This is a genomic window from Streptomyces sp. NPDC093260 (assembly GCF_040683715.1).
GTDB lineage: Bacteria > Actinomycetota > Actinomycetes > Streptomycetales > Streptomycetaceae > Streptomyces > Streptomyces sennicomposti.
Window position 1 is genome coordinate 208,810 of sequence record NZ_JBFBEK010000012.1, and the last position, 18,434, is coordinate 227,243.

At 73.3% G+C, this 18,434-nt stretch carries 17 protein-coding genes; 11 read left to right on the forward strand and 6 right to left on the reverse strand.

Going from position 1 to position 18,434, the window contains the following annotated elements; translation table 11 throughout:
- Positions 1 to 86 precede the first annotated feature (86 nt).
- Positions 87 to 923, forward strand: coding sequence for a polysaccharide deacetylase family protein (locus tag AB0N63_RS17875; RefSeq protein WP_365529930.1), 837 nt, complete (start codon positions 87 to 89; stop codon positions 921 to 923).
- Between the two features lie 96 nt (positions 924 to 1,019).
- Here AB0N63_RS17875 and AB0N63_RS17880 read toward each other — a convergent pair whose 3' ends face one another.
- Complete coding sequence (locus AB0N63_RS17880) at positions 1,020 to 1,703, reverse strand: class F sortase (protein ID WP_365529931.1); 684 nt, start codon at positions 1,701 to 1,703, stop codon at positions 1,020 to 1,022.
- Positions 1,704 to 2,033: 330 nt separating this feature from the next.
- Between AB0N63_RS17880 and AB0N63_RS17885 the strand changes: the two genes are divergently transcribed.
- A complete protein-coding gene (locus AB0N63_RS17885; protein WP_365529932.1) occupies positions 2,034 to 3,116 on the forward strand; it encodes a hypothetical protein in 1,083 nt (360 codons plus the stop codon).
- A 92-nt stretch (positions 3,117 to 3,208) separates the two neighbouring features.
- Here AB0N63_RS17885 and AB0N63_RS17890 read toward each other — a convergent pair whose 3' ends face one another.
- The 3 genes from AB0N63_RS17890 to AB0N63_RS17900 form a co-directional block, all read right to left on the reverse strand.
- Positions 3,209 to 3,616 carry a hypothetical protein gene (locus tag AB0N63_RS17890; protein ID WP_365529933.1) on the reverse strand — a complete coding sequence of 136 codons (408 nt, stop codon included), beginning with the start codon at positions 3,614 to 3,616 and terminating at the stop codon, positions 3,209 to 3,211.
- 269 nt (positions 3,617 to 3,885) lie between these two features.
- Positions 3,886 to 4,650, reverse strand: a complete 765-nt coding sequence (locus tag AB0N63_RS17895) for a hypothetical protein (RefSeq protein WP_365529934.1) — start codon at positions 4,648 to 4,650, stop codon at positions 3,886 to 3,888.
- Between the two features lie 17 nt (positions 4,651 to 4,667).
- A complete protein-coding gene (locus AB0N63_RS17900; protein ID WP_365529935.1) occupies positions 4,668 to 4,796 on the reverse strand; it encodes a hypothetical protein in 129 nt (42 codons plus the stop codon).
- An 865-nt stretch (positions 4,797 to 5,661) separates the two neighbouring features.
- Between AB0N63_RS17900 and AB0N63_RS17905 the strand changes: the two genes are divergently transcribed.
- The 3 genes from AB0N63_RS17905 (at position 5,662) to AB0N63_RS17915 (ending at position 9,913) form a co-directional block, all read left to right on the forward strand.
- On the forward strand, positions 5,662 to 6,624 hold the full coding sequence (locus AB0N63_RS17905) for an SCO0930 family lipoprotein (RefSeq protein ID WP_365529973.1): 963 nt from the start codon (positions 5,662 to 5,664) through the stop codon (positions 6,622 to 6,624).
- A 338-nt stretch (positions 6,625 to 6,962) separates the two neighbouring features.
- A complete protein-coding gene (locus tag AB0N63_RS17910) occupies positions 6,963 to 7,775 on the forward strand; it encodes an SAM-dependent methyltransferase (protein WP_365529936.1) in 813 nt (270 codons plus the stop codon).
- Positions 7,772 to 9,913: an EAL domain-containing protein gene (locus AB0N63_RS17915; protein ID WP_365529937.1), complete on the forward strand. Its 2,142-nt coding sequence runs from the start codon at positions 7,772 to 7,774 to the stop codon at positions 9,911 to 9,913. Before AB0N63_RS17910 ends, AB0N63_RS17915 begins: the two co-directional genes overlap by 4 nt.
- 139 nt (positions 9,914 to 10,052) lie before the next feature.
- Here AB0N63_RS17915 and AB0N63_RS17920 read toward each other — a convergent pair whose 3' ends face one another.
- Complete coding sequence (locus AB0N63_RS17920) at positions 10,053 to 10,886, reverse strand: LysR family transcriptional regulator (RefSeq protein WP_365529938.1); 834 nt, start codon at positions 10,884 to 10,886, stop codon at positions 10,053 to 10,055.
- 174 nt (positions 10,887 to 11,060) lie between these two features.
- On the opposite strand from AB0N63_RS17920, the gene AB0N63_RS17925 reads away from it, so the two are divergent.
- Positions 11,061 to 11,957: an NAD(P)H-binding protein gene (locus tag AB0N63_RS17925; RefSeq protein ID WP_365529939.1), complete on the forward strand. Its 897-nt coding sequence runs from the start codon at positions 11,061 to 11,063 to the stop codon at positions 11,955 to 11,957.
- Between the two features lie 179 nt (positions 11,958 to 12,136).
- Here the strand turns inward: AB0N63_RS17925 and AB0N63_RS17930 are convergent, their stop codons facing one another.
- Entirely contained in the window at positions 12,137 to 13,024 is an 888-nt protein-coding gene (locus AB0N63_RS17930; RefSeq protein ID WP_365529940.1) for a LysR substrate-binding domain-containing protein, read from the reverse strand.
- 119 nt (positions 13,025 to 13,143) lie between these two features.
- Here AB0N63_RS17930 and AB0N63_RS17935 point away from each other — a divergent pair, with 119 nt between their 5' ends.
- The 5 genes from AB0N63_RS17935 (at position 13,144) to AB0N63_RS17955 (ending at position 18,417) form a co-directional block, all read left to right on the forward strand.
- Positions 13,144 to 13,815 (forward strand): succinate dehydrogenase, encoded by a 672-nt coding sequence (locus tag AB0N63_RS17935; protein ID WP_365529974.1) that lies wholly within the window; start codon positions 13,144 to 13,146, stop codon positions 13,813 to 13,815.
- A 1-nt stretch (position 13,816) separates the two neighbouring features.
- Entirely contained in the window at positions 13,817 to 15,766 is a 1,950-nt protein-coding gene (locus AB0N63_RS17940) for a fumarate reductase/succinate dehydrogenase flavoprotein subunit (protein WP_365529941.1), read from the forward strand.
- On the forward strand, positions 15,763 to 16,512 hold the full coding sequence (locus tag AB0N63_RS17945) for a succinate dehydrogenase/fumarate reductase iron-sulfur subunit (RefSeq protein ID WP_365529942.1): 750 nt from the start codon (positions 15,763 to 15,765) through the stop codon (positions 16,510 to 16,512). Before AB0N63_RS17940 ends, AB0N63_RS17945 begins: the two co-directional genes overlap by 4 nt.
- A 229-nt stretch (positions 16,513 to 16,741) precedes the next feature.
- Positions 16,742 to 17,527, forward strand: coding sequence for a GNAT family N-acyltransferase (locus tag AB0N63_RS17950; protein ID WP_365529943.1), 786 nt, complete (start codon positions 16,742 to 16,744; stop codon positions 17,525 to 17,527).
- Positions 17,527 to 18,417 carry a lysophospholipid acyltransferase family protein gene (locus AB0N63_RS17955; protein WP_365529944.1) on the forward strand — a complete coding sequence of 297 codons (891 nt, stop codon included), beginning with the start codon at positions 17,527 to 17,529 and terminating at the stop codon, positions 18,415 to 18,417. The genes AB0N63_RS17950 and AB0N63_RS17955 overlap by 1 nt, the downstream gene beginning before the upstream one ends.
- Positions 18,418 to 18,434: the final 17 nt, after the last annotated feature.

Sequence of the window (18,434 nt, forward strand, 5' to 3'; positions counted from 1 at the left end):
CGAAGCAGTTCGCCCCGAATGGGCCGGGCGGGTGCTTTCGTGCCGCCGTGCCGGTGCAGGACGGACGCTCCGGTCACTGATGAGTCATGCAGAAGGATCAGTTGATCACACGGCGCCGACTGCTGTTCGCCGGCGCCGCCGCTCTAGGGGCGGGCGCTGCGGGCACGGCCGGCCTGCTGCTCACCGGCTCCTCCGACACCCGGTCCGCCGCTCCCGCCGCGGGCCCCCAGGCGCGCGGCCCCCAGAACTCCTCCGCCTACCGGCTGCGGCCGTTGACCGGCGACGTCCCCCAGCGCGCCCAGCCCCTGCCGACCAAGGTGCGCACCGCGCCGATCCTGCACTTCCCGGGGCGCGGCAACACCATGCTGCTGACGTTCGACGACGGCCCCAACCCCGAGTACACGCCCCACATCCTGGACACCCTCGCCAAGTACGACATCCGGGCGACCTTCATGGTGTGCGGGGAGATGGCCGACTGGAACCGGGGCCTGCTGGCCCGGATGGCCGACGAGGGGCACGTCGTCGGCAACCACACCTGGACCCACCCGCTGCTCACCCAGCTCAGCCGCAGCGAGGTCCGCGACGAGATCGAGAGCACCAGCGACGTCATCGAGAAGGCGTACGGCTCGCGGCCGCTGTGGTTCCGCGCCCCCTACGGGGCCTGGAACCGCACGGTGTTCCAGCTCAACGCCGACATGGGCATGGAGCCGCTGGCCTGGACCGTGGACAGCCTCGACTGGACCACCCCCGGGACCGGCACCATCGTCCGCCGGGTCGAACGCGGCGCCGCTCCCGGTGTCGTGGTGCTCTCCCACGACGCCGGGGGCGACCGCACGCAGACGGTGCGGGCGCTGCGCAAGTACCTGCCCGAACTCCTGGACAGGGGCTACCGCTTCACGGTGCCGCGCCGGACGTACACCTGACGCCGGGCGCGCCCCGTCCGCCCGGCCGACCCGCCCGGACCGGTGCCCCGACCCGGACCGGCTGACGGACGCGGAGCGGCCGACGGGCCGGCCCGGTCAACGGGACTGGATCAGGCGGGCGAAGACGACTACGTTCCCCTGGTACCCGGTCTGTTTGGTGTATTCGCCGCCGCAGGTGATGAGCCGCAATTCCGGCGCCCCTTTCGAGCCGTACACCCGGTCGCCGGGGAAATCATCCTTCTCGAACACCTCCACGCCGTACACCTCGAATACGGCCGTCTTTCCGTCCTGCCGCCGGACTTCGACGTGGTTTCCCTTCTTGAGGGCGCCGAGTCCGTAGAAAACCGCCGGGCCCATTTTGTTGTCGACATGGCCGACGACGACCGCCGTGCCCTTCTCGCCGGGCGTGACCGCGCCGTTGAACCAGCCGGCCAGGTTCGGGTCGTCCGGCGGCGGCGCGGCGACCCAGCCGTCCGCGTCCACGCCGACCGGGGTGATCGGCGCGTCGACCTGGATCACGGGGATCCTGACCCGGTCGGGCACCGAGCGGTCCAGCGCCTGCACACCGCTCGCCGGCGGCGCGCTGGGCGGCGCGTGGGCGATGTCCGGAGCGGCGGCCTTCGCGGGCTGGGGCGGGCCGACGTCGAACTCCCCGGAGCCGTTGCGGATGAGAGCGAGCCCGGTGAGCAGGACCAGCGCTATCACGCCCCACGGAGCACGCTTGCGCAGCGGCTCGTGCTCGTCCTCGGCGGCACCACCGGACAGCTCGCTCACAGACATTCGCCATCCTCTCTCGGCGTGGCCGTCGCCCCGCCGTTCGCGCATACGAGAACGCTAAGTCGCGCACGCGCAACCGGCGACGGGACGGCGGCGAACGGGTGGCCGCCGCGCTTTCCGTGCGCCATCCGGGACGAGCCGGGCGGGTGTTTCCCCGCAAGTCGTGACCTGCGCCGTTGGCCAACGGAGTGAATTCCGCGGCATATCGGCTCACCGAGACGGACCAGCTCCGAAATGCGGCCCGGAACAGGGCGTCCGAGGGTTCCTTTCGGGAGGTGCTTTCTCGCCGAACGTCCGGGTACGGGTCCCGGGGCGCCTTCCGCGGAGGAGCACATGCGCACTACTCGTACCCCCTTGCCGGTCCTCGTCGTGGCCCTGGCGGCGGTCGGGCTGGCGGCGCCGGCGGCCGTCGCGAAGGGCGGCGACGTCCCCGGCGCCAACGCGGGAGGCGGCCCCGGAAACGGGCAGGTCGGCGGCAACGGGCAGGTCGGCGGCTTCGGCAACGCTCCTGGGGGCGGCTTCGGCACGGGGCCGGGGAACGGCTTCGGCAACGGTCCCGGGAACGGTCCGGGTGTGGGGCCCGGGAACGGCTTCGGTAACGGTCCCGGGAACGGTCCGGGCGCGGGGCCGGGGAACGGTTTCGGTAACGGTCCGGGCGCGGGGCCGGGGAACGGTTTCGGTAACGGTCCGGGCGCGGGCCCCGGGCACGGCTTCGGCAACGGGCCGGGGAACGGCCGGGCCGGGGGCGTGGAGAACGGCCGCGGGCACGGGCACGGCTCCCACCACGGGCGGCCGGACAACGGTCCCGGGTTCGGTCCCGGCGGCGGTCCGGGGGGCTTCGGCCCCGGAAACGGCTTCGGCAACGGCCAGGTGGGGCCGGGCAACGGCCCCGGTCCGGGCCCCGGCGGCGGCCCCGGCGGCGGCCTCGGCAACGGTCCCGGCGGCTGGGGCGGCGGCATGGGCGGTGCCGGAGGCGTCGGCGGCGGTCCGGGCGGCGGGGTCGGCGGGGGCAGCGGCGTCCGCGACATCACGGCCCTGCCCGCCGCGATCGCCCGCGGCGGACGGCTGACGATCACGGTCGGGGGCTGCCGCAACGGCGGCACCGTTTCCTCGCCGGCCTTCGCCCCGACCCCGCTCAGGCCCTTCAACGGGGCGGGTGAGACCGCCCGCGGCATCGCCACGGTCCGCTTCGACGCCCGCCCCGGCACCTTCGACATCACCGCCGACTGCGACGGCCGCTCCCTGACCCGCCCCGCGGCCCTCACCGTGGTCGGCGGCGTCGACGGCGGAGTCGGCGGTGGCACCACCACCGGCGCCACCAAGGCCGACGTGGCCATCGGCGGCGGACTGCTGGCCGCGGGAGCCGTCGGCGGCGGGGTGTTCTGGCTGCGCCGCCGCGCCGGCAAGCGGGTCTGACGGAGGACCGCGCACAGCACACAGCCTTCGCCCCGGACCTTCCGAGGTCCGGGGCGAAGGCTGTGTGCTGTGCGCCGAGGCGGAAGGCGCGGTCAGGCGGTGCCCTCCTCGGAGGTGCGGCGGCGCGAGAGGTAGTACGCCGCGCCCACCGAACCGCCGATCAGGGCGGTGCCCATGCCGATCTCCTTCAGGTCGAAGCCGGCGATGGTGCCGCCCTCGCCCGCACGGACGCCGTGCTGGAAGTGCTCCGGCTTGCCGCCGCCACCGCCCCGGCCGCCGCCGTATCCGCCGTCACCGCCCTCGCCGGAGCCGCCGCCGTACCCCCCGCCACCGCCACCGCCGCCGTACGACCCGCCGCCGTAGGAGCGGTCGCCGCCGCCCCCGCCGCCGTCGCTGCCGTAGGAGTGGCCGTCACCGCCGCTCGCGAGGGCGGCGGGCGCGGCGAAGGTGAGGGCGCTGACGCCCAGCACCGCGGCCGAAACGACGCCTATTACGCGCATGATGGTTCCTCCGGTCCCCGAGGAGCAGCCGCGGACTTTTTCCGCGTATGCCGGAAATGCGCCTCGATGATCGAAACGCTAGGAACATGTGCGCCGGGGCGCGATCACACTCGGGCGAACGGGGCAACGGTGTGCGCCGCACGGGGGACGGGGCTCCCGCCGGTCTGAAGCGGGAGCGGGGACGGGGTGGAGGAGGCGGCCGGGGTCGCGCGGCCGTGAGGCGGTGTCAGGCGACGTGCCCGCCGCACCGTTGAGGGGACGTCAGCCCGTCACCGGGTGAGGTTCGGGAACAGGTCCAGGAAGGCGCCCGCCGACGCTCCGACGCCCCGGCTGTAGGGCGCGTCGAAGTCCCAGATCAGGAAGAGCAGGAAGGCGATCAGCGCGGAGAACAGCCCGGCCAGCACCAGTTCGCGCGCGGTGCGCCGGATCTGGAGCACGAACACCATGCCGATCGTGACGACGGCCCCGGCGATCAGTCCGAACCAGACCACGCCGGGCATCGTCGACCCGGTGGAGTCGGCGCGCGCCGCGCGGGCCTGGTCGGCGGCGGTCACCTGGTCCACCAGCGGTTGGTAGGCCTGCGCCTCGAAGTCCGACTTCGGCCGGTAGTCGGTGACGTCCGCGCGGATCTTCTCCAGCAGCCGGTCGCCCTCAGGGGTGACGCGGCCGTGCTCGGCCATCGTCTTCCACTCGGTGTCCACGACGTGCGAGACATAGGCGTGGACGTCGGCGCGGATGCCGTCGCGCACGTCCGGCGGGTAGACACGGACCCGTTCGGAGATCTCGTGCAGCGCCAGGGCCTCCGCCTGCACATGGTCCTGGGCCGCGACGCGCGCCTCCCAGACGCCGGCGATGGCGAGCCCCAGCACGATGGCGTACACCACGCCGATCCACATCGTCATGTACTCGATGACGTCCGGGGTCTCACTGGGATCGTCGTCCTCGGCCGCCGTGCGGTGCCGCAGCAGGGTGATGACGACCACCACGGCGCAGGCGGCCAGCATCGCAAGGAGCAGAACAAGCCATTCCGACAACGGGTTCCTCCAGAAGGTCAGCGCGGACGGAGCGCGACTACGGCGGCCAGGGCGGGCACCGCGATGAGCAGGACGTAGGTGAGCGGCGACGGGGCACGCGGCGGGGTCCGCCGGTGCGGCTGGGCGTGGTACTTCGGGTACGTCACCGGCTTCACCGACGGGCGGGGCCGCGGCCTGGGTGTCGGTCTCGGCTTCGGCGCGGGCTTCGGTGGCGGGGGAGGCGTCGTCCGGGGCGGCGGGGTCACGGGGGCCGGGCGCGCGGGCGGCGGCTCGGGCGGCGGGGTGGGCCTGGGGCTCGGCTTCGGGGTGGGCGTCGGGCGGGGCGTGGGCTTGGGCTTCGGCGGGGGTGGAGGCGGCGGGGGTGGTGGAGGCGGCGGGGGTGTGGGGGTCGGGCTGGGGGTGGGCGGAGGAGGTGTCGGGGTGGGTTTCGGGCAGGGCGGGAAGGAGGGCCACAGGCCGCCGCCTGCCGCCGACACCGCCACCGTCCCGTCCGGGCCCGTGACGGCGTACGCGCAGGCGTCGGCCACGGCCGGCGCCGCCGGCGCGCCCACGCACGCCCAGGCCAGGGCCGTGGGCGCCAACACCCGCAGCGCCCGGGCGAATCGGATCGGATTCGGTCGATGCACGAGCAAGATCATGGGCCGCGCGGACGGGGACCACGCCCCGGTGTGCGCGGATTGGTCCGAACTGGGGAAATGCGGCGGACCGGGGTTTGCGGCGCGGGCCGTGGGGCCGCCGCGGAACCGGACGTGCGTACGCCCCGGCACCCGCCCGCAGGCCGAAGCGTGCCGCCCGTACCGAAGCCGCCCCTTCCGGCACCGCCCGCCAGGAACCGCCCGCCACGAGCCGCCGCTCGGAAGCCGTCCCGTCCGGGTCGGCCGAAACGCACCGCACCCCCGGAGAAGAAATTCGCGCCGCCGTTGAACACGACCGCCCCCGCGGTGCGTAACCAATGTCGTGCGGCGGCGCAGCAGGGCGCTGCAACACCCTTGTGATTATGGGGAGTTGACGATGAAGACCTCCTGGCGGAGCGCCTCACTCGTGGCGACGGCGGTGGCCGTCCTGGCTTTGACGACGGCGTGCGGTCAGGACGGCACCCCCGCGGCGGGCAGCCAGAACGTGGGCGCGACGGCCCCGGCGAACGGCCTCGGCGGCTCCGGCGCGAGCGCCGGCATCGGCAACCAGACCGGCGCGGGCGCCGGCAACGGCTACGGCGCCGACGGACAGCAGGGCGCCGCCGCCGAGCCGGCCGGACAGCTCGCCGCGACCGACAACGCCGAGCTGGGCAAAGTGCTCACGGACAGTGCGGGGATGACCCTGTACCGCTTCGACCAGGACACCGCCGAGCCGCCCAAGTCCAACTGCGACGACGGCTGCGCCACGGCCTGGCCGCCGGTCCCCGCCGACGACGCCACCGCCGGCGCAGGCGTCGACAAGGCCATGCTCGGCGAGGTCACCCGCTCCGACGGCAGCAAGCAGCTCACGATCGGCGGCTGGCCCGCGTACCGCTACGCGAAGGACACCAAGGCCGGGCAGGTCGGCGGCCAGGGCGTCGGCGGCAAGTGGTACGCGTTGGCGCCCAACGGCAAGAAGGCGTCGCTGGCGAGCCTGCCGGGCCTTTCCGTGAAGAAGACCGAACTCGGCGACATCGTCGTCGACAAGAACGGCATGACGGTCTACCGCTTCCTCAAGGACGAGGCCTGGCCCAAGCCGGTCTCCGCCTGCAGCGGCGCCTGCCTGGAGAAGTGGCCGGCCGTGGCGCCCGTGCCCGCGAACGACACCAAGGGCGTGCAGAAGAAGGGCCTGATGGGCTTCACCCGGCCGGACGGCGTCAAGCAGATGACCGTCAACTGCTGGCCGATCTACACCTACTCCGGGGACAGGCTGCCCGGAGACACCAACGGTCAGGGGATCGGCGGCACGTGGTACGCCGTCTCCCCGGACGGAAAGCCGGTCGGCGCGCCCAAGAAGTGATCACCCCAGGGCCGATCGCCCGTCCCCCGGTGCCGGATCGGCGAAGAGAGGTCTGACGGGGAAACCGAAGCACCGGACGAGCACGACGGCGCACCGAGGACCGGGCCGCCCCCTCCGCACCGCACGGAGGGGGCGGTTCGCCATGTTGGCGACGTATCGGAGTGTGCCGCACCATGCCCGCACATGGGCGGCAATCCACCCCGATACCGGGCCGGACGGGCGCGTGAGCGCAGGTGGTGACCGGGAACGGATGGTCAATTTCCGGTTCTGCTCGCTCCTTTGGCGGGCGATCAGTAGCCTCAGCTCGAACACCGGATCGCCAACGTTGTGGAGAGCAGATGGAGCGTCCCGCCTGGGCGCCGCGGAGCATCGACATCTCGGTGCCGAGCGTCGCCCGCATCTACGACTACTACCTGGGCGGTTCGCACAACTTCGAGGTGGACCGGGAAGCCGCCCGCAGGGCCATGGGACACCTGCCGGGGCTGCCCAAGATCATGCAGGCCAACCGGGCGTTCATGCGGCGCGCCGTGCGCTTCGCGCTGGACGAGGGGGTCACCCAGTTCCTGGACATCGGTTCCGGCATCCCCACCTTCGGCAACGTCCACGAGGTCGCCCAGGCGGCCCGCCCCGGCAGCCGCGTGGTGTACGTCGACCACGACCCGGTGGCCGTCACCCACAGCGAGGCCGTCCTGGCCGGCAACGACGACGCCGACGTGGTCGCGGCCGATCTGCGCAAGCCCCGGGACATCCTCGACAGCCCCCGGCTGCGCGCCCTGATCGACGTGAATCGGCCAGTGGCACTGCTTCTCGTTGCCATACTGCACTTCGTGGAAGACACGGACGACCCGTACGCTGCGGTCGCCGAGTTGCGCGACGCGCTCGCGCCCGGCAGCCTGCTCGTCCTCACGCATGCCTCGTACGAGGGGATCCCGCTGCCGCCGGAGCGCGGCGAGGGCGCGGTCGACGTGTACAAGGACATCCGCAACCCGCTGATCATGCGCTCGCGCGAGGAGATCGCGCGGTTTTTCGAGGGGTACGACATGGTGGAGCCCGGACTGGTGCCGATGCCGCTCTGGCGGCCCGAGACGGCGCCGGAGGACGAGGATCCTTACGCCTTCTCCGGTTACGCCGGCGTGGGACGTACGGCGTGAGCGCGCAGCCGGACGGGCCGGAGGACAGGCTGCGCCGGCTCACGACGATCTGGAGCCGGGCGGTCTTCCCGGTGACCTCCACCTCGCTGACCCGCCCGGAGTTCGAGGAGCGACTGCTGCCGCTCGCCCGCCGGTTGAGTCGGGCGCTGCGGGCGAGAGCCTTCGACGCGGCCGAGGGCGAGGCGGTCGGCGCCGCGCTCGTCGACGTCCACTGCACCGCCCCCGAGGCGCTCAGCCGCTCCCTGGACTGCGTCGACGCCTACCTCGTGCTCTACTGCGGCGAGGACGGCGACCAGGAGGACCTGCGCGCCCGCTCCTCGCGGCTCCAGCACGCGATGGCCGCCGGGTTCGCACGTGCGCTGCGCGAACGCACGCTCGCCGAGCAGGAGGCGATCGCCCAGGCCGCGCTGCGCGCCCAGGGGGTCGTCGCGCAGGCGCTGCACGCCAGCGAGGCCCGCTTCCGGGCGGTGTTCGAGGGCGCGGCCATAGGTATCGGCATCGCCGATCTGGAGGGCAACATCCTCCAGGTCAACGGCGCGCTGCTGCGCATGTTCGGCGGCTCCGAGCAGACCATGCGCGACCGCAAGGTGCAGGAGTGGACGCACGCCGAGGACGCGCCGCAGATCTGGCGGCTCTACGAGGAGCTGGTGCGCGGCGAACGCGAGCACTACCACGTGGAGAAGGCCTTCTACCGCCCCGACGGGACGGTGCTGTGGACCAACCTGACCGTCTCCCTGCTGCGCGACGCCGACAACAACCCCCAGTACCAGCTGGCGCTGATGGAGGACACCACCGAGCGGCGACTGCTCAACCTGCGGCTGCGCTACGAGGCCACCCACGACGCGCTCACCGGGCTGCCCAACCGCACGCTGTTCTTCGAGCGGCTGGAGAAGACCCTCAACTCGGGCGAGGGCCGCCGCTTCGGCCTGTGCTACCTCGACCTCGACGGTTTCAAGACCATCAACGACAGCCTCGGGCACGCGGCCGGCGACCGGCTGCTGGTCGAGGTCGCCGACCGGCTCCAGTCGTGTGCGACCGCGCCCGGCGAGATGGTGGCCCGCCTCGGCGGCGACGAGTTCGTCGCGCTGACCACCGGCCCCGACAGCCGGCGCGAGGTGGACGAACTCGCGGCCCGCATCATGAACGCGCTCGTCGCCCCGATCCGTATCGACGGCCGCGAACTGACCGTGCGCGGCAGCATCGGCGTCGTGGAGGGCCCGGTGGGGGAGCGCAGCGCGGCGGAGGTGCTGCGCAGCGCCGACATCACCATGTACCGCGCCAAGTCGGCCGGCGGCAACCGCTTCGAGCTGGCCGACCCGGAGGCCGACGCTCGCGCCATCACCCGGCACGGACTGACCACGGCGCTGCCCGCCGCGCTGGACCGGGGCGAGTTCTTCATCGAGTACCAGCCGCTGGTGCGCCTCGGCGACGGCAGCGTGCGCGGCGCGGAGGCGCTGGTGCGCTGGCTGCACCCACAGCACGGGGTGCTCGGCCCCGACCGGTTCATCCCGCTCGCCGAGCACACCGGCCTGATCGTCCCGCTGGGCCGCTGGGTCATGGAACAGTCGGTCCGCCAGGCCGGCAAGTGGCGCGAACTGTACGGCGACGACGCGGAGGGCTCGCTGCGCATCAACGTCAACCTCTCGCCGTGCCAGCTCCAGCACCCCGGCCTGGTCCAGGACACCGTGGACATCCTGGAGCGCACGGGGGTGGCGCCCGACGCGCTGTGCCTCGAGGTGACCGAGTCGGCGCTGATCGGCGCGGACGACGACGTGCTCAAACCGCTGCACCGGCTGGCCGAGATGGGCGTCGACATCGCCCTGGACGACTTCGGCACCGGCTACTCCAACCTGGCGAATCTGCGCCGGCTGCCGGTGAGCGTGCTCAAGCTGGACCGTTCCTTCACCCGGAGCATGCAGCAGTTCCCGGCCGACCCGGTCGACCTGAAGATCGTCGAGGGCATCGTGGCCCTGGCCCACAGCCTGGACCTCGCGGTCACCGTCGAGGGCGTGGAGACCGGCGCGCAGGCCGAGCAACTGCGCATACTCGGCTGCGACACGGCCCAGGGCTGGTACTACGCCCGCCCGGGCCCCCCGGACCGCCTCCACGAGCTGGCCCTGGCAGACGCCACAGGCTGACCCCCCGCGCCCCGTCAGGGGCGCGGGGAACCGCGCGCCCGGCCAGGAGGCACCCGCACCCGGCAACGCGGCAGGCGCCCTGCCGGGGAAGCAGCCGGTCCCGACGGACCCGCACCCTACGAACCGGCGGAGTCCGCTTTCACGGCCGTACCGCCTCGGCCGCGGCGACCGCGGCCCGGACCAGCGCGGCGACCGCCGTCGAGCGGGACTGCTGCGGCCAGGCGATCGCCAGCACGGCCGGCGGCGCGTCCGGGACCGGCCGGTACACGACGCCGGGCCGCGGGTAGCGCCCGGCGACGGAGCCCGGCAGCAGCCGGACCGTCTCGCCCAGCGCGACGAGTGTCAGCACCTGCGCGAGGTCGCGCCCCGCGTCGCGCGCCCGCACGCGCGGCCCGAACGCGTCCTCGGGCAGGGGGTCGAGGTCGCCGAGAGCGAGGACCGCGCGGGCGGCGAGCGGATGGTCCGCCGCCAGGGCGACCACCCGCGGCTCGGTGGCCAGCGTCTCGCTGTCGAGGCCGGTACGGTCGTACGGCTCGTGCACGAGCGCCACATCGGCCTCGCCCCGGCGCAGCAGCCGGGGCGCCTCGCGCCACCCGCACAGCCGGACCGCGACCGGCACGGACCCGGGCTCGTCCGCGTACCGCTTCAGGAGCGGCTCCAGCAGCCCGGCGTCGCCGTCGGCCTTCACCGCCAGCGCCAGTTCCCGGGCCGGGGCCGCCGCACGCCGCGCCCGGCGCCCGGCCGCCTCCAGGGCGTCCAGCGCGATCCGCGACTCCACGAGCAGTACCTCACCGGCCCGGGTCAGCGCCACCCGGTGGGTGGTCCGCTCGAACAGCGTGACGCCGAGGTCGGCCTCCAGCCGCCGGATCGCACGGGACAGCGGCGGCGGCGAGATGCCGAGCCGTTCCGCCGCACGCGCGAAGTTCAGCTCCTCGGCGACGGCGACGAAGTAGCGCAGCGGGCGCGACTCCACGACGTCCCCCTCTCCTCGGCATTACCCCCAAGGTAACAGGCCGGACCGGAACGGTCCTTCAGTTCGACCGTGCCGCGACGCAGGATCGAGTCGGGCCGGGGCCGTTCCCACGTCCCCGCCCGAGCCGCCGTACAGGCGTCCTTCTCATCCCCTTGTCTCTCCTCGGAGTTCGACGTGATCGTTGTGACCACACCGACCGGCCGGATCGGCCGGCAACTGCTCGACCGCCTCCTCGACGCCCCGGACGACGCGGTGGGGGGCCTGCGCGTCATCGCCCGCGACCCGGAGCGGCTGACCGCGCGGGCGCGGGAGCGCGCGGAGGTGTTCCGGGGCTCGCACGCGGACCCCGACGTCCTCGCCGCGGCCTGTGCGGGCGCCGACCGGGTGTTCTGGCTGGTGCCGCCCGTCTTCCGGGCGGACAGCGTCGAGGGCCACTTCGCCGCCTTCACCGAGGCGCTGTGCGAGGTGATCGGGTCCCGGGGCGTGGAGCGCGTGGTAGCCGTCTCCACGCTGGGGCGGGGCGTGGCGAAGAACGCCGGGCAGATCTCCGCGTCGCTGGCCATGGACGACCGGATCTCGGCCACCGGCGTGCACTACCGGGCACTGTGCCCGCCCTTCCTGATGGAGAACCTGCTCGGCCAGGCGCCGTCGATCCGCGACCGGGGCGAGTTCGCTCTGGCCATGGGCCGGGACCGCGTCCTGCGCACCTGCGCGACCCGTGACATAGCGGCCACGGCGGCCCGGCTGCTGCTCGACGGCTCCTGGACCGGGCAGCGGGACGTCCCCACGGTCGGCCCCGACGCGCTGACCACCGAGCAGATGGCGGGCGTCGTCTCCGACGTCCTGGGACGCCCCGTCCGGGTACGGCGGACCGCCCCGGCGGAGTACCGTGAGACGCTGCTGGGCCTCGGGGCTTCCGAGGCCTGGGCCCAGGGCCTGGCCGACATGGCCCAGGCCCTCGACGACCAGGACTTCTACGGCATCGAAACCCCCAGCACCCCGGACACCGCCCCGACGAGCTTCCGCCAGTGGTGCGAGGAGATCCTGGAGCCGGCCACCCGAACGGCCTGACCCGCCCGCGACAGGAGCACGGGCAACGGCGCGCTCGACCCCGGCGGACCCGCACCCGACAACCCGCCGAAACGCCCCGCAAGGGGCGCGGGGAACGGCGCGCCCAGCCCTCCGGCACACCCCACCCGGAAACACCGAGCGACCACACCCACAAGCCGGTCGAACCCCCGGCGGGCACTTCACCGCTGCAACAGCATCCGCTGCAGCTCCCGAGCCGCCCGAGGCGGAGCCACATCACTGCGATGCGCCAGCGCGATGGTCCGGTGCAGACCGGGCCGGGCCAACGCCGTCACCCGCAACCCCCGCCCCGACCGGGTGGCGACCATCCGCGGCACCACCGCGATCCCCAGCCCCGCCCGCACGAACCCCAGCACCGCGTCCATCTCCCCGCCCTCGACCGCGAACTCCGGCTCGAACCCCTCCGCCCGGCACGCCGCGACCGTCAGCTCCCGCAGGTCGTACCCGTGCCGGAACATCACCAGCCGCTCCCCCTCCAGGTCGGCGATCCGCACCGTCCGCCGCCCCGCCCCGCCGGGCGCCGGCGCCTCCGGCGAGGACACCACCACCAGGTCCTCCCGCAGCAGCTCCACCGTGGTCAGCGCGGGCGACGGCGACGGCAGCGGCAGCACCACCAGGGCGAGATCGAGCGCCCCGCGCGCCAGATGCCGTACGAGATCGTGGGAGCCGCTCTCCTCCACCAGCAGGTGGACGCCGGGGTAGCGGTCGTGGAAGGCGCGCAGCACATCCGGCAGCAGCCCGGTGCACACGCTCGGCGTCGCCCCCAGCCGCACCCGCCCCCGCCGCAGCTGCGCCAGCTCCAGCACCTCGTGCCGGGCGGTGTCCGCGTCGGCGAGGATGCGCCGGGCCAGCGGCAGCAGCGCCTCCCCGGCGTCGGTGAGCGTGATGTTGCCCCGCGCCCGCAGGAAGAGGTCCGCCCCCAGTTCCCGCTCCAGCGCCTTGATCTGCTGGGACAGCGACGGCTGGGCGACATGGACCAGTTCGGCGGCCCGGGTGAAGTGGCGGGTCTCGGCCACCGCCACGAAGTACTGGAGCTGTTGGAACTGCACCCAGCTACGATAGCTCTTACCTATCGAATCCAGGCGGACCATGTCTTGGACCGATCGGGCCGTTCGGCCCTAGCGTCGTCCCCATGGCTCTGGCAACGCGGACGGACCGACGGCCGTCCATGGCGCGTACCGTGTGGGACTCGACCGTCGGCAAGAAGACCGTGATGGCGGTCAGCGGCCTCGTCATGCTGCTGTACCTGGTCGTCCACATGATCGGAAACCTGAAGATCTTCTTCGGGCCGGGCGAGTTCAACCACTACGCCCACTGGCTGCGCACCGTCGGCGAGCCGTTCATGCACTACGAGTGGACGCTCTGGCTGATCCGCGTCGTCCTCGTGGTCGCCGTGGTCGCCCACGCCGTCTCCGCCTACCAGCTCAGCCGCCGCGACATCAGGGCGCGCCCGAGCAAGTACGTGCACAAGCGGCCCCGGGCGAGCTACGCGACCCGCACCATGCGCTGGGGCGGGATCATCCTCGGCCTGTTCATCGTGTGGCACCTGCTCGACCTGACCACCGGCACCGTGCACTCCGGCGGCTTCCAGCCGGGCCACCCGTACCAGAACGTCGTGGACACCTTCTCCACCTGGTACGGCGACGTGATCTACATCGTCGCCATGCTGGCGCTCGGCCTGCACATCCGGCACGGCTTCTGGAGCGCCGCCCAGACCCTCGGCGTCGGCAGCCGCGCCCGCGACCGCGCCCTGAAGACCGTCGCCAACGTTCTCGCACTGCTGCTCACGGCCGGTTTCATCGCCGTACCGGTGGGCGTCATGACCGGACTGGTGAGCTGACATGACCTCCTACGCCGCATACACGACCGGCGAGCCCGTCGCCGACACCAAGGCGCCCGCCGGCCCCATCGAGGAGCGCTGGGACAAGCGCCGTTTCGAGGCCAGGCTGGTCAATCCGGCCAACCGGCGCAAGCAGACCGTGATCGTCGTCGGGACCGGCCTCGCGGGCGGCTCCGCCGGCGCCACCCTCGCCGAACAGGGCTACCGCGTCGTCCAGTTCTGCTACCAGGACTCCCCGCGCCGCGCCCACTCCATCGCCGCCCAGGGCGGCATCAACGCCGCCAAGAACTACCGCAACGACGGCGACTCGGTGCACCGGCTGTTCTACGACACCGTCAAGGGCGGCGACTTCCGCTCCCGCGAGTCCAACGTCCACCGCCTCGCCCAGATCTCCGTCGAGATCATCGACCAGTGCGTGGCGCAGGGCGTACCGTTCGCCCGCGAGTACGGCGGCCTCCTCGACACCCGCTCCTTCGGCGGCGTCCAGGTCTCCCGCACCTTCTACGCCCGCGGCCAGACGGGCCAGCAACTGCTCCTCGGCGCCTACCAGGCGCTGTCGCGGCAGGTCGCCGCCGGCAACATCGAGCTGCACCCGCGCACCGAGATGCTCGACCTGATCGTCGTCGACGGCCGGGCCCGCGGCATCGTGGCCCGCGACCTGATCACCGGGAAGATCGACACGTATGTCGCCGACGCGGTCGTCCTCGCCTCCGGCGGCTACGGCAACGTCTTCTACCTGTCGACCAACGCGATGAACTCCAACGCGACCGCCGTCTGGCGGGCGCACCGGCGCGGCGCCTACTTCGCCAACCCCTGCTTCACCCAGATCCACCCCACCTGCATCCCGCGCACCGGCGACCACCAGTCCAAGCTGACGCTGATGAGCGAGTCGCTGCGCAACGACGGCCGCATCTGGGTCCCCAAGGCCAAGGGCGACACCCGCCCGCCGAACGAGATCCCCGAGGACGAGCGCGACTACTACCTGGAGCGCATCTACCCCTCCTTCGGCAACCTGGTCCCGCGCGACATCGCCTCCCGCGCCGCGAAGAACGTGTGCGACGAGGGCCGGGGTGTGGGCCCCGGCGGCCAGGGCGTCTACCTGGACTTCGCCGACGCCATCAGGAGGATGGGCCGGGGGGCCGTCGAGGCCAAGTACGGCAACCTCTTCGACATGTACCAGCGGATCACCGACGAGGACCCGTACCAGGTGCCCATGCGGATCTATCCCGCCGTGCACTACACGATGGGCGGCCTGTGGGTCGACTACGACCTGCAGACCACCGTCCCCGGCCTGTTCGCGATCGGCGAGGCCAACTTCTCCGACCACGGCGCCAACCGCCTCGGCGCCTCCGCGCTGATGCAGGGCCTGGCCGACGGCTACTTCGTCCTGCCGGCCACCATCAACGACTACCTGGCCCGCCATCCGCACCAGGACCCGGTCACCGACGACCACCCGGTCGTCCAGGAGGTCCTGGCCGAGACCGAGGACCGGCTCAACCTCCTGCTGTCCGTGGACGGCGACCGCACCCCCGACTCCTTCCACCGCGAACTCGGCGAACTCATGTGGGAGCTGTGCGGCATGGCCCGCACCGAGGCCGGACTGCGCAAGGCCCTGGAACGCATCCCGCAGATCCGCGAGGAGTTCTGGCGGCGCATCAAGGTGCCCGGTAACGGAGAGGAGTTCAACCAGTCGCTGGAGAAGGCCAACCGCATCGTCGACTACCTGGAACTGGCCGAGCTGATGTGCCTCGACGCCCTGCACCGCCGCGAGTCCTGCGGCGGCCACTTCCGCGAGGAGTCCCAGACCCCCGACGGCGAGGCGGCCCGCAAGGACGACGAGTTCGGCTACGCCGCCGCCTGGCAGTTCACGGGCACCGGCGAGGCTCCCGTCCTGCACAAGGAAGACCTGGTCTTCGAGTACGTCCACCCCACCCAGCGGAGCTACGCATGAAGCTCACCCTGCGCGTCTGGCGGCAGAAGAACGCCGGCGCCGACGGAGCCATGTCCACCTACCAGGTGGACGACATCTCGCCCGACATGTCCTTCCTGGAGATGCTGGACGTCCTCAACGAACAGCTCATCCTCGCCGGCGAGGACCCGGTCGCCTTCGACCACGACTGCCGCGAGGGCATCTGCGGCGCGTGCAGCCTCGTCATCAACGGCGACGCGCACGGCCCCGAGCGCACCACCACCTGCCAGCTGCACATGCGGTCCTTCCGGGACGGCGACACCATCGACATCGAGCCGTGGCGGGCCGCCGCCTTCCCGGTGGTCAAGGACCTGGTGGTCGACCGCTCCGCCTTCGACCGGATCATCCAGGCCGGCGGCTACATCACCGCTCCCACCGGCGCCGCGCCCGAGGCCCACGCCACGCCCGTACCGAAGCCGGACGCCGACTTCGCCTTCGAGCACGCCGAGTGCATCGGCTGCGGAGCCTGCGTCGCCGCCTGCCCCAACGGCGCGGCCATGCTCTTCACCTCCGCCAAGGTCAACCACCTCAACGTCCTGCCGCAGGGCGCGCCCGAGCGCGAGACCCGCGTCCTGGACATGGTCGCCCAGATGGACGAGGAGGGCTTCGGCGGCTGCACCCTGGCCGGCGAGTGCGCCACCGCCTGCCCCAAGGGCATCCCCCTGGTCTCCGTCACCAGCATGAACAAGGAGTGGCTGCGGGCCACCCGCAAGGCGGCCAAGCGGTAGCCCCGCCGCCGACGGACGTTCGCCGACAGGGTGCGGACGGGCGGGACCGGGAGTGGTGCTCCTCCGCGGTCCCGCCAGGCACCCCGGGCATTCAACCACCGCACACCCGCCCTCTTGGCACCGGTCACGCCGAGGACAGCCGGCATCGGGAGAACAGGGACGACGGACCGCACCGCCGGTCCGCCGTCCCCTTCCGTCTTCCGCACCGGACCGCGACCAGGAGGCACCCATGACCGGCGGCACCGCACTCGCCAGCCCCCCACAGTCCACGGCCCCCACCCGCTACACCGTCGGCCTGGCGCGCGACGAGGAGGACGTACGGGCCGCGCAACGGCTGCGCCACGACGTCTTCGCCGGCGAGATGGGCGCCCTGCTCACCTCCCCGCAGCCCGGCCACGACATCGACGCCTTCGACGCCTACTGCGACCACCTGCTGGTGCGTGACACCGGCACCGGACAGGTCGTCGGCACCTACCGCCTGCTGCCGCCCGAGCGGGCCGCCGTCGCCGGACGCCTCTACGCCGAGAGCGAGTTCGACCTCAGCCGACTCGACGCCATCCGGCCCGGCCTGGTCGAGGTCGGCCGCTCCTGCGTGCACCCCGACCACCGCGACGGCACGGTGATCGGCCTGATCTGGGCCGGCCTGGCCCGCTACATGGTCGACCGCGGCCACGAATGGCTCGCCGGCTGCTGCTCCATACCCCTCGCCGACGGCGGCACGCTCGCCACGGCCACCTGGAGCCGGGTCGCCGCCAAACACCTCGCGCCGCCGGAGCACCGGGTGCGCCCGCTGCTGCCGTGGGCGCCGCGCCCCGCGACCACCGGCCCGGCCGGACCCGCGCACCGCACCGAACTGCCCGCCCTGCTGCGCGGCTACCTGCGCCTGGGCGCCCGGGTGTGCGGCGAACCCGCCCACGACCCCGACTTCGGCGTCGCCGACCTGTACGTGCTGCTGTCGATGCGCCAGGTCAACCCGCGCTATCTGCGGCACTTCCTCTCCCTCGTCCCGGCCTGATGAGCGCCTGGCTGCCCACCGCCCCCTGCACCCCGGGGGCGTGCGTGAAGGCGACGCGCTCGGCGGCGGCCGTACCCCGCGCCGTGCTGCGGCTCACGGCGGTCCTGGCACTGCTGCTCGCGGGGGTGGCCGTCTCGCCGTTCGGCCGGCGCGTCCCGGCAGGCTGGATCCGTCGGTGGTGCCGGGCGATCCTGCGCGCGGCGGGCGTCCGGGTCCGCGTCAGCGGCCCCGCCGTCCCCACCGGCGGCCTGCTGCTGGTCGCCCACCATGTCTCCTGGCTGGACGTCCCGCTGCTGGCGGCGGTGCGCCCGGCCAGGATGCTCGCCAAGACCGAGATCCGCCGCTGGCCGGTGGCAGGGGCGCTCGCGGCACGGGGCGGCGCCCTGTTCATCGAACGCGACCGGCTGCGCGCCCTGCCGGAGACCGTCGCCCGGATCGCCGCAGCGATGCGCGGGGGCTCGGCGGTCACGGCGTTCCCCGAGGGCAGCACCTGGTGCGGGCGGGCCCGGGGCCGCTTCCACCGGGCCGTTTTCCAGGCCGCGCTGGATGCCCGCGTACCGGTGCAGCCGGTCCGCATCCGCTACCTGGAGGCCGGGGGAGAGGCCAGCACCGCACCGGCCTTCGTCGGCGACGACACCCTCCTGGCGTCGGTGTGGCGGGTCCTCTCGGCACGCGGCCTGATGGCCGAGGTCGAGATACGTCCCGCCCTCCCGCCCGGCGCCCACCCCGACCGCCGCACCCTGGCGCGGGCTGCCGAGCCGGACGACGACGCGGGGGCGTGTACGGGCCGGGTGGGTCTGGTGGGACCTTCGGAGCCCTCGGAACCGTCAGGGCCCACCGGGCGTACGGGGCCGCGGGTGCTCGCGAGGCAGGCGGGGCACGCGCCCTGAGCGACGCCCCGCCCTGC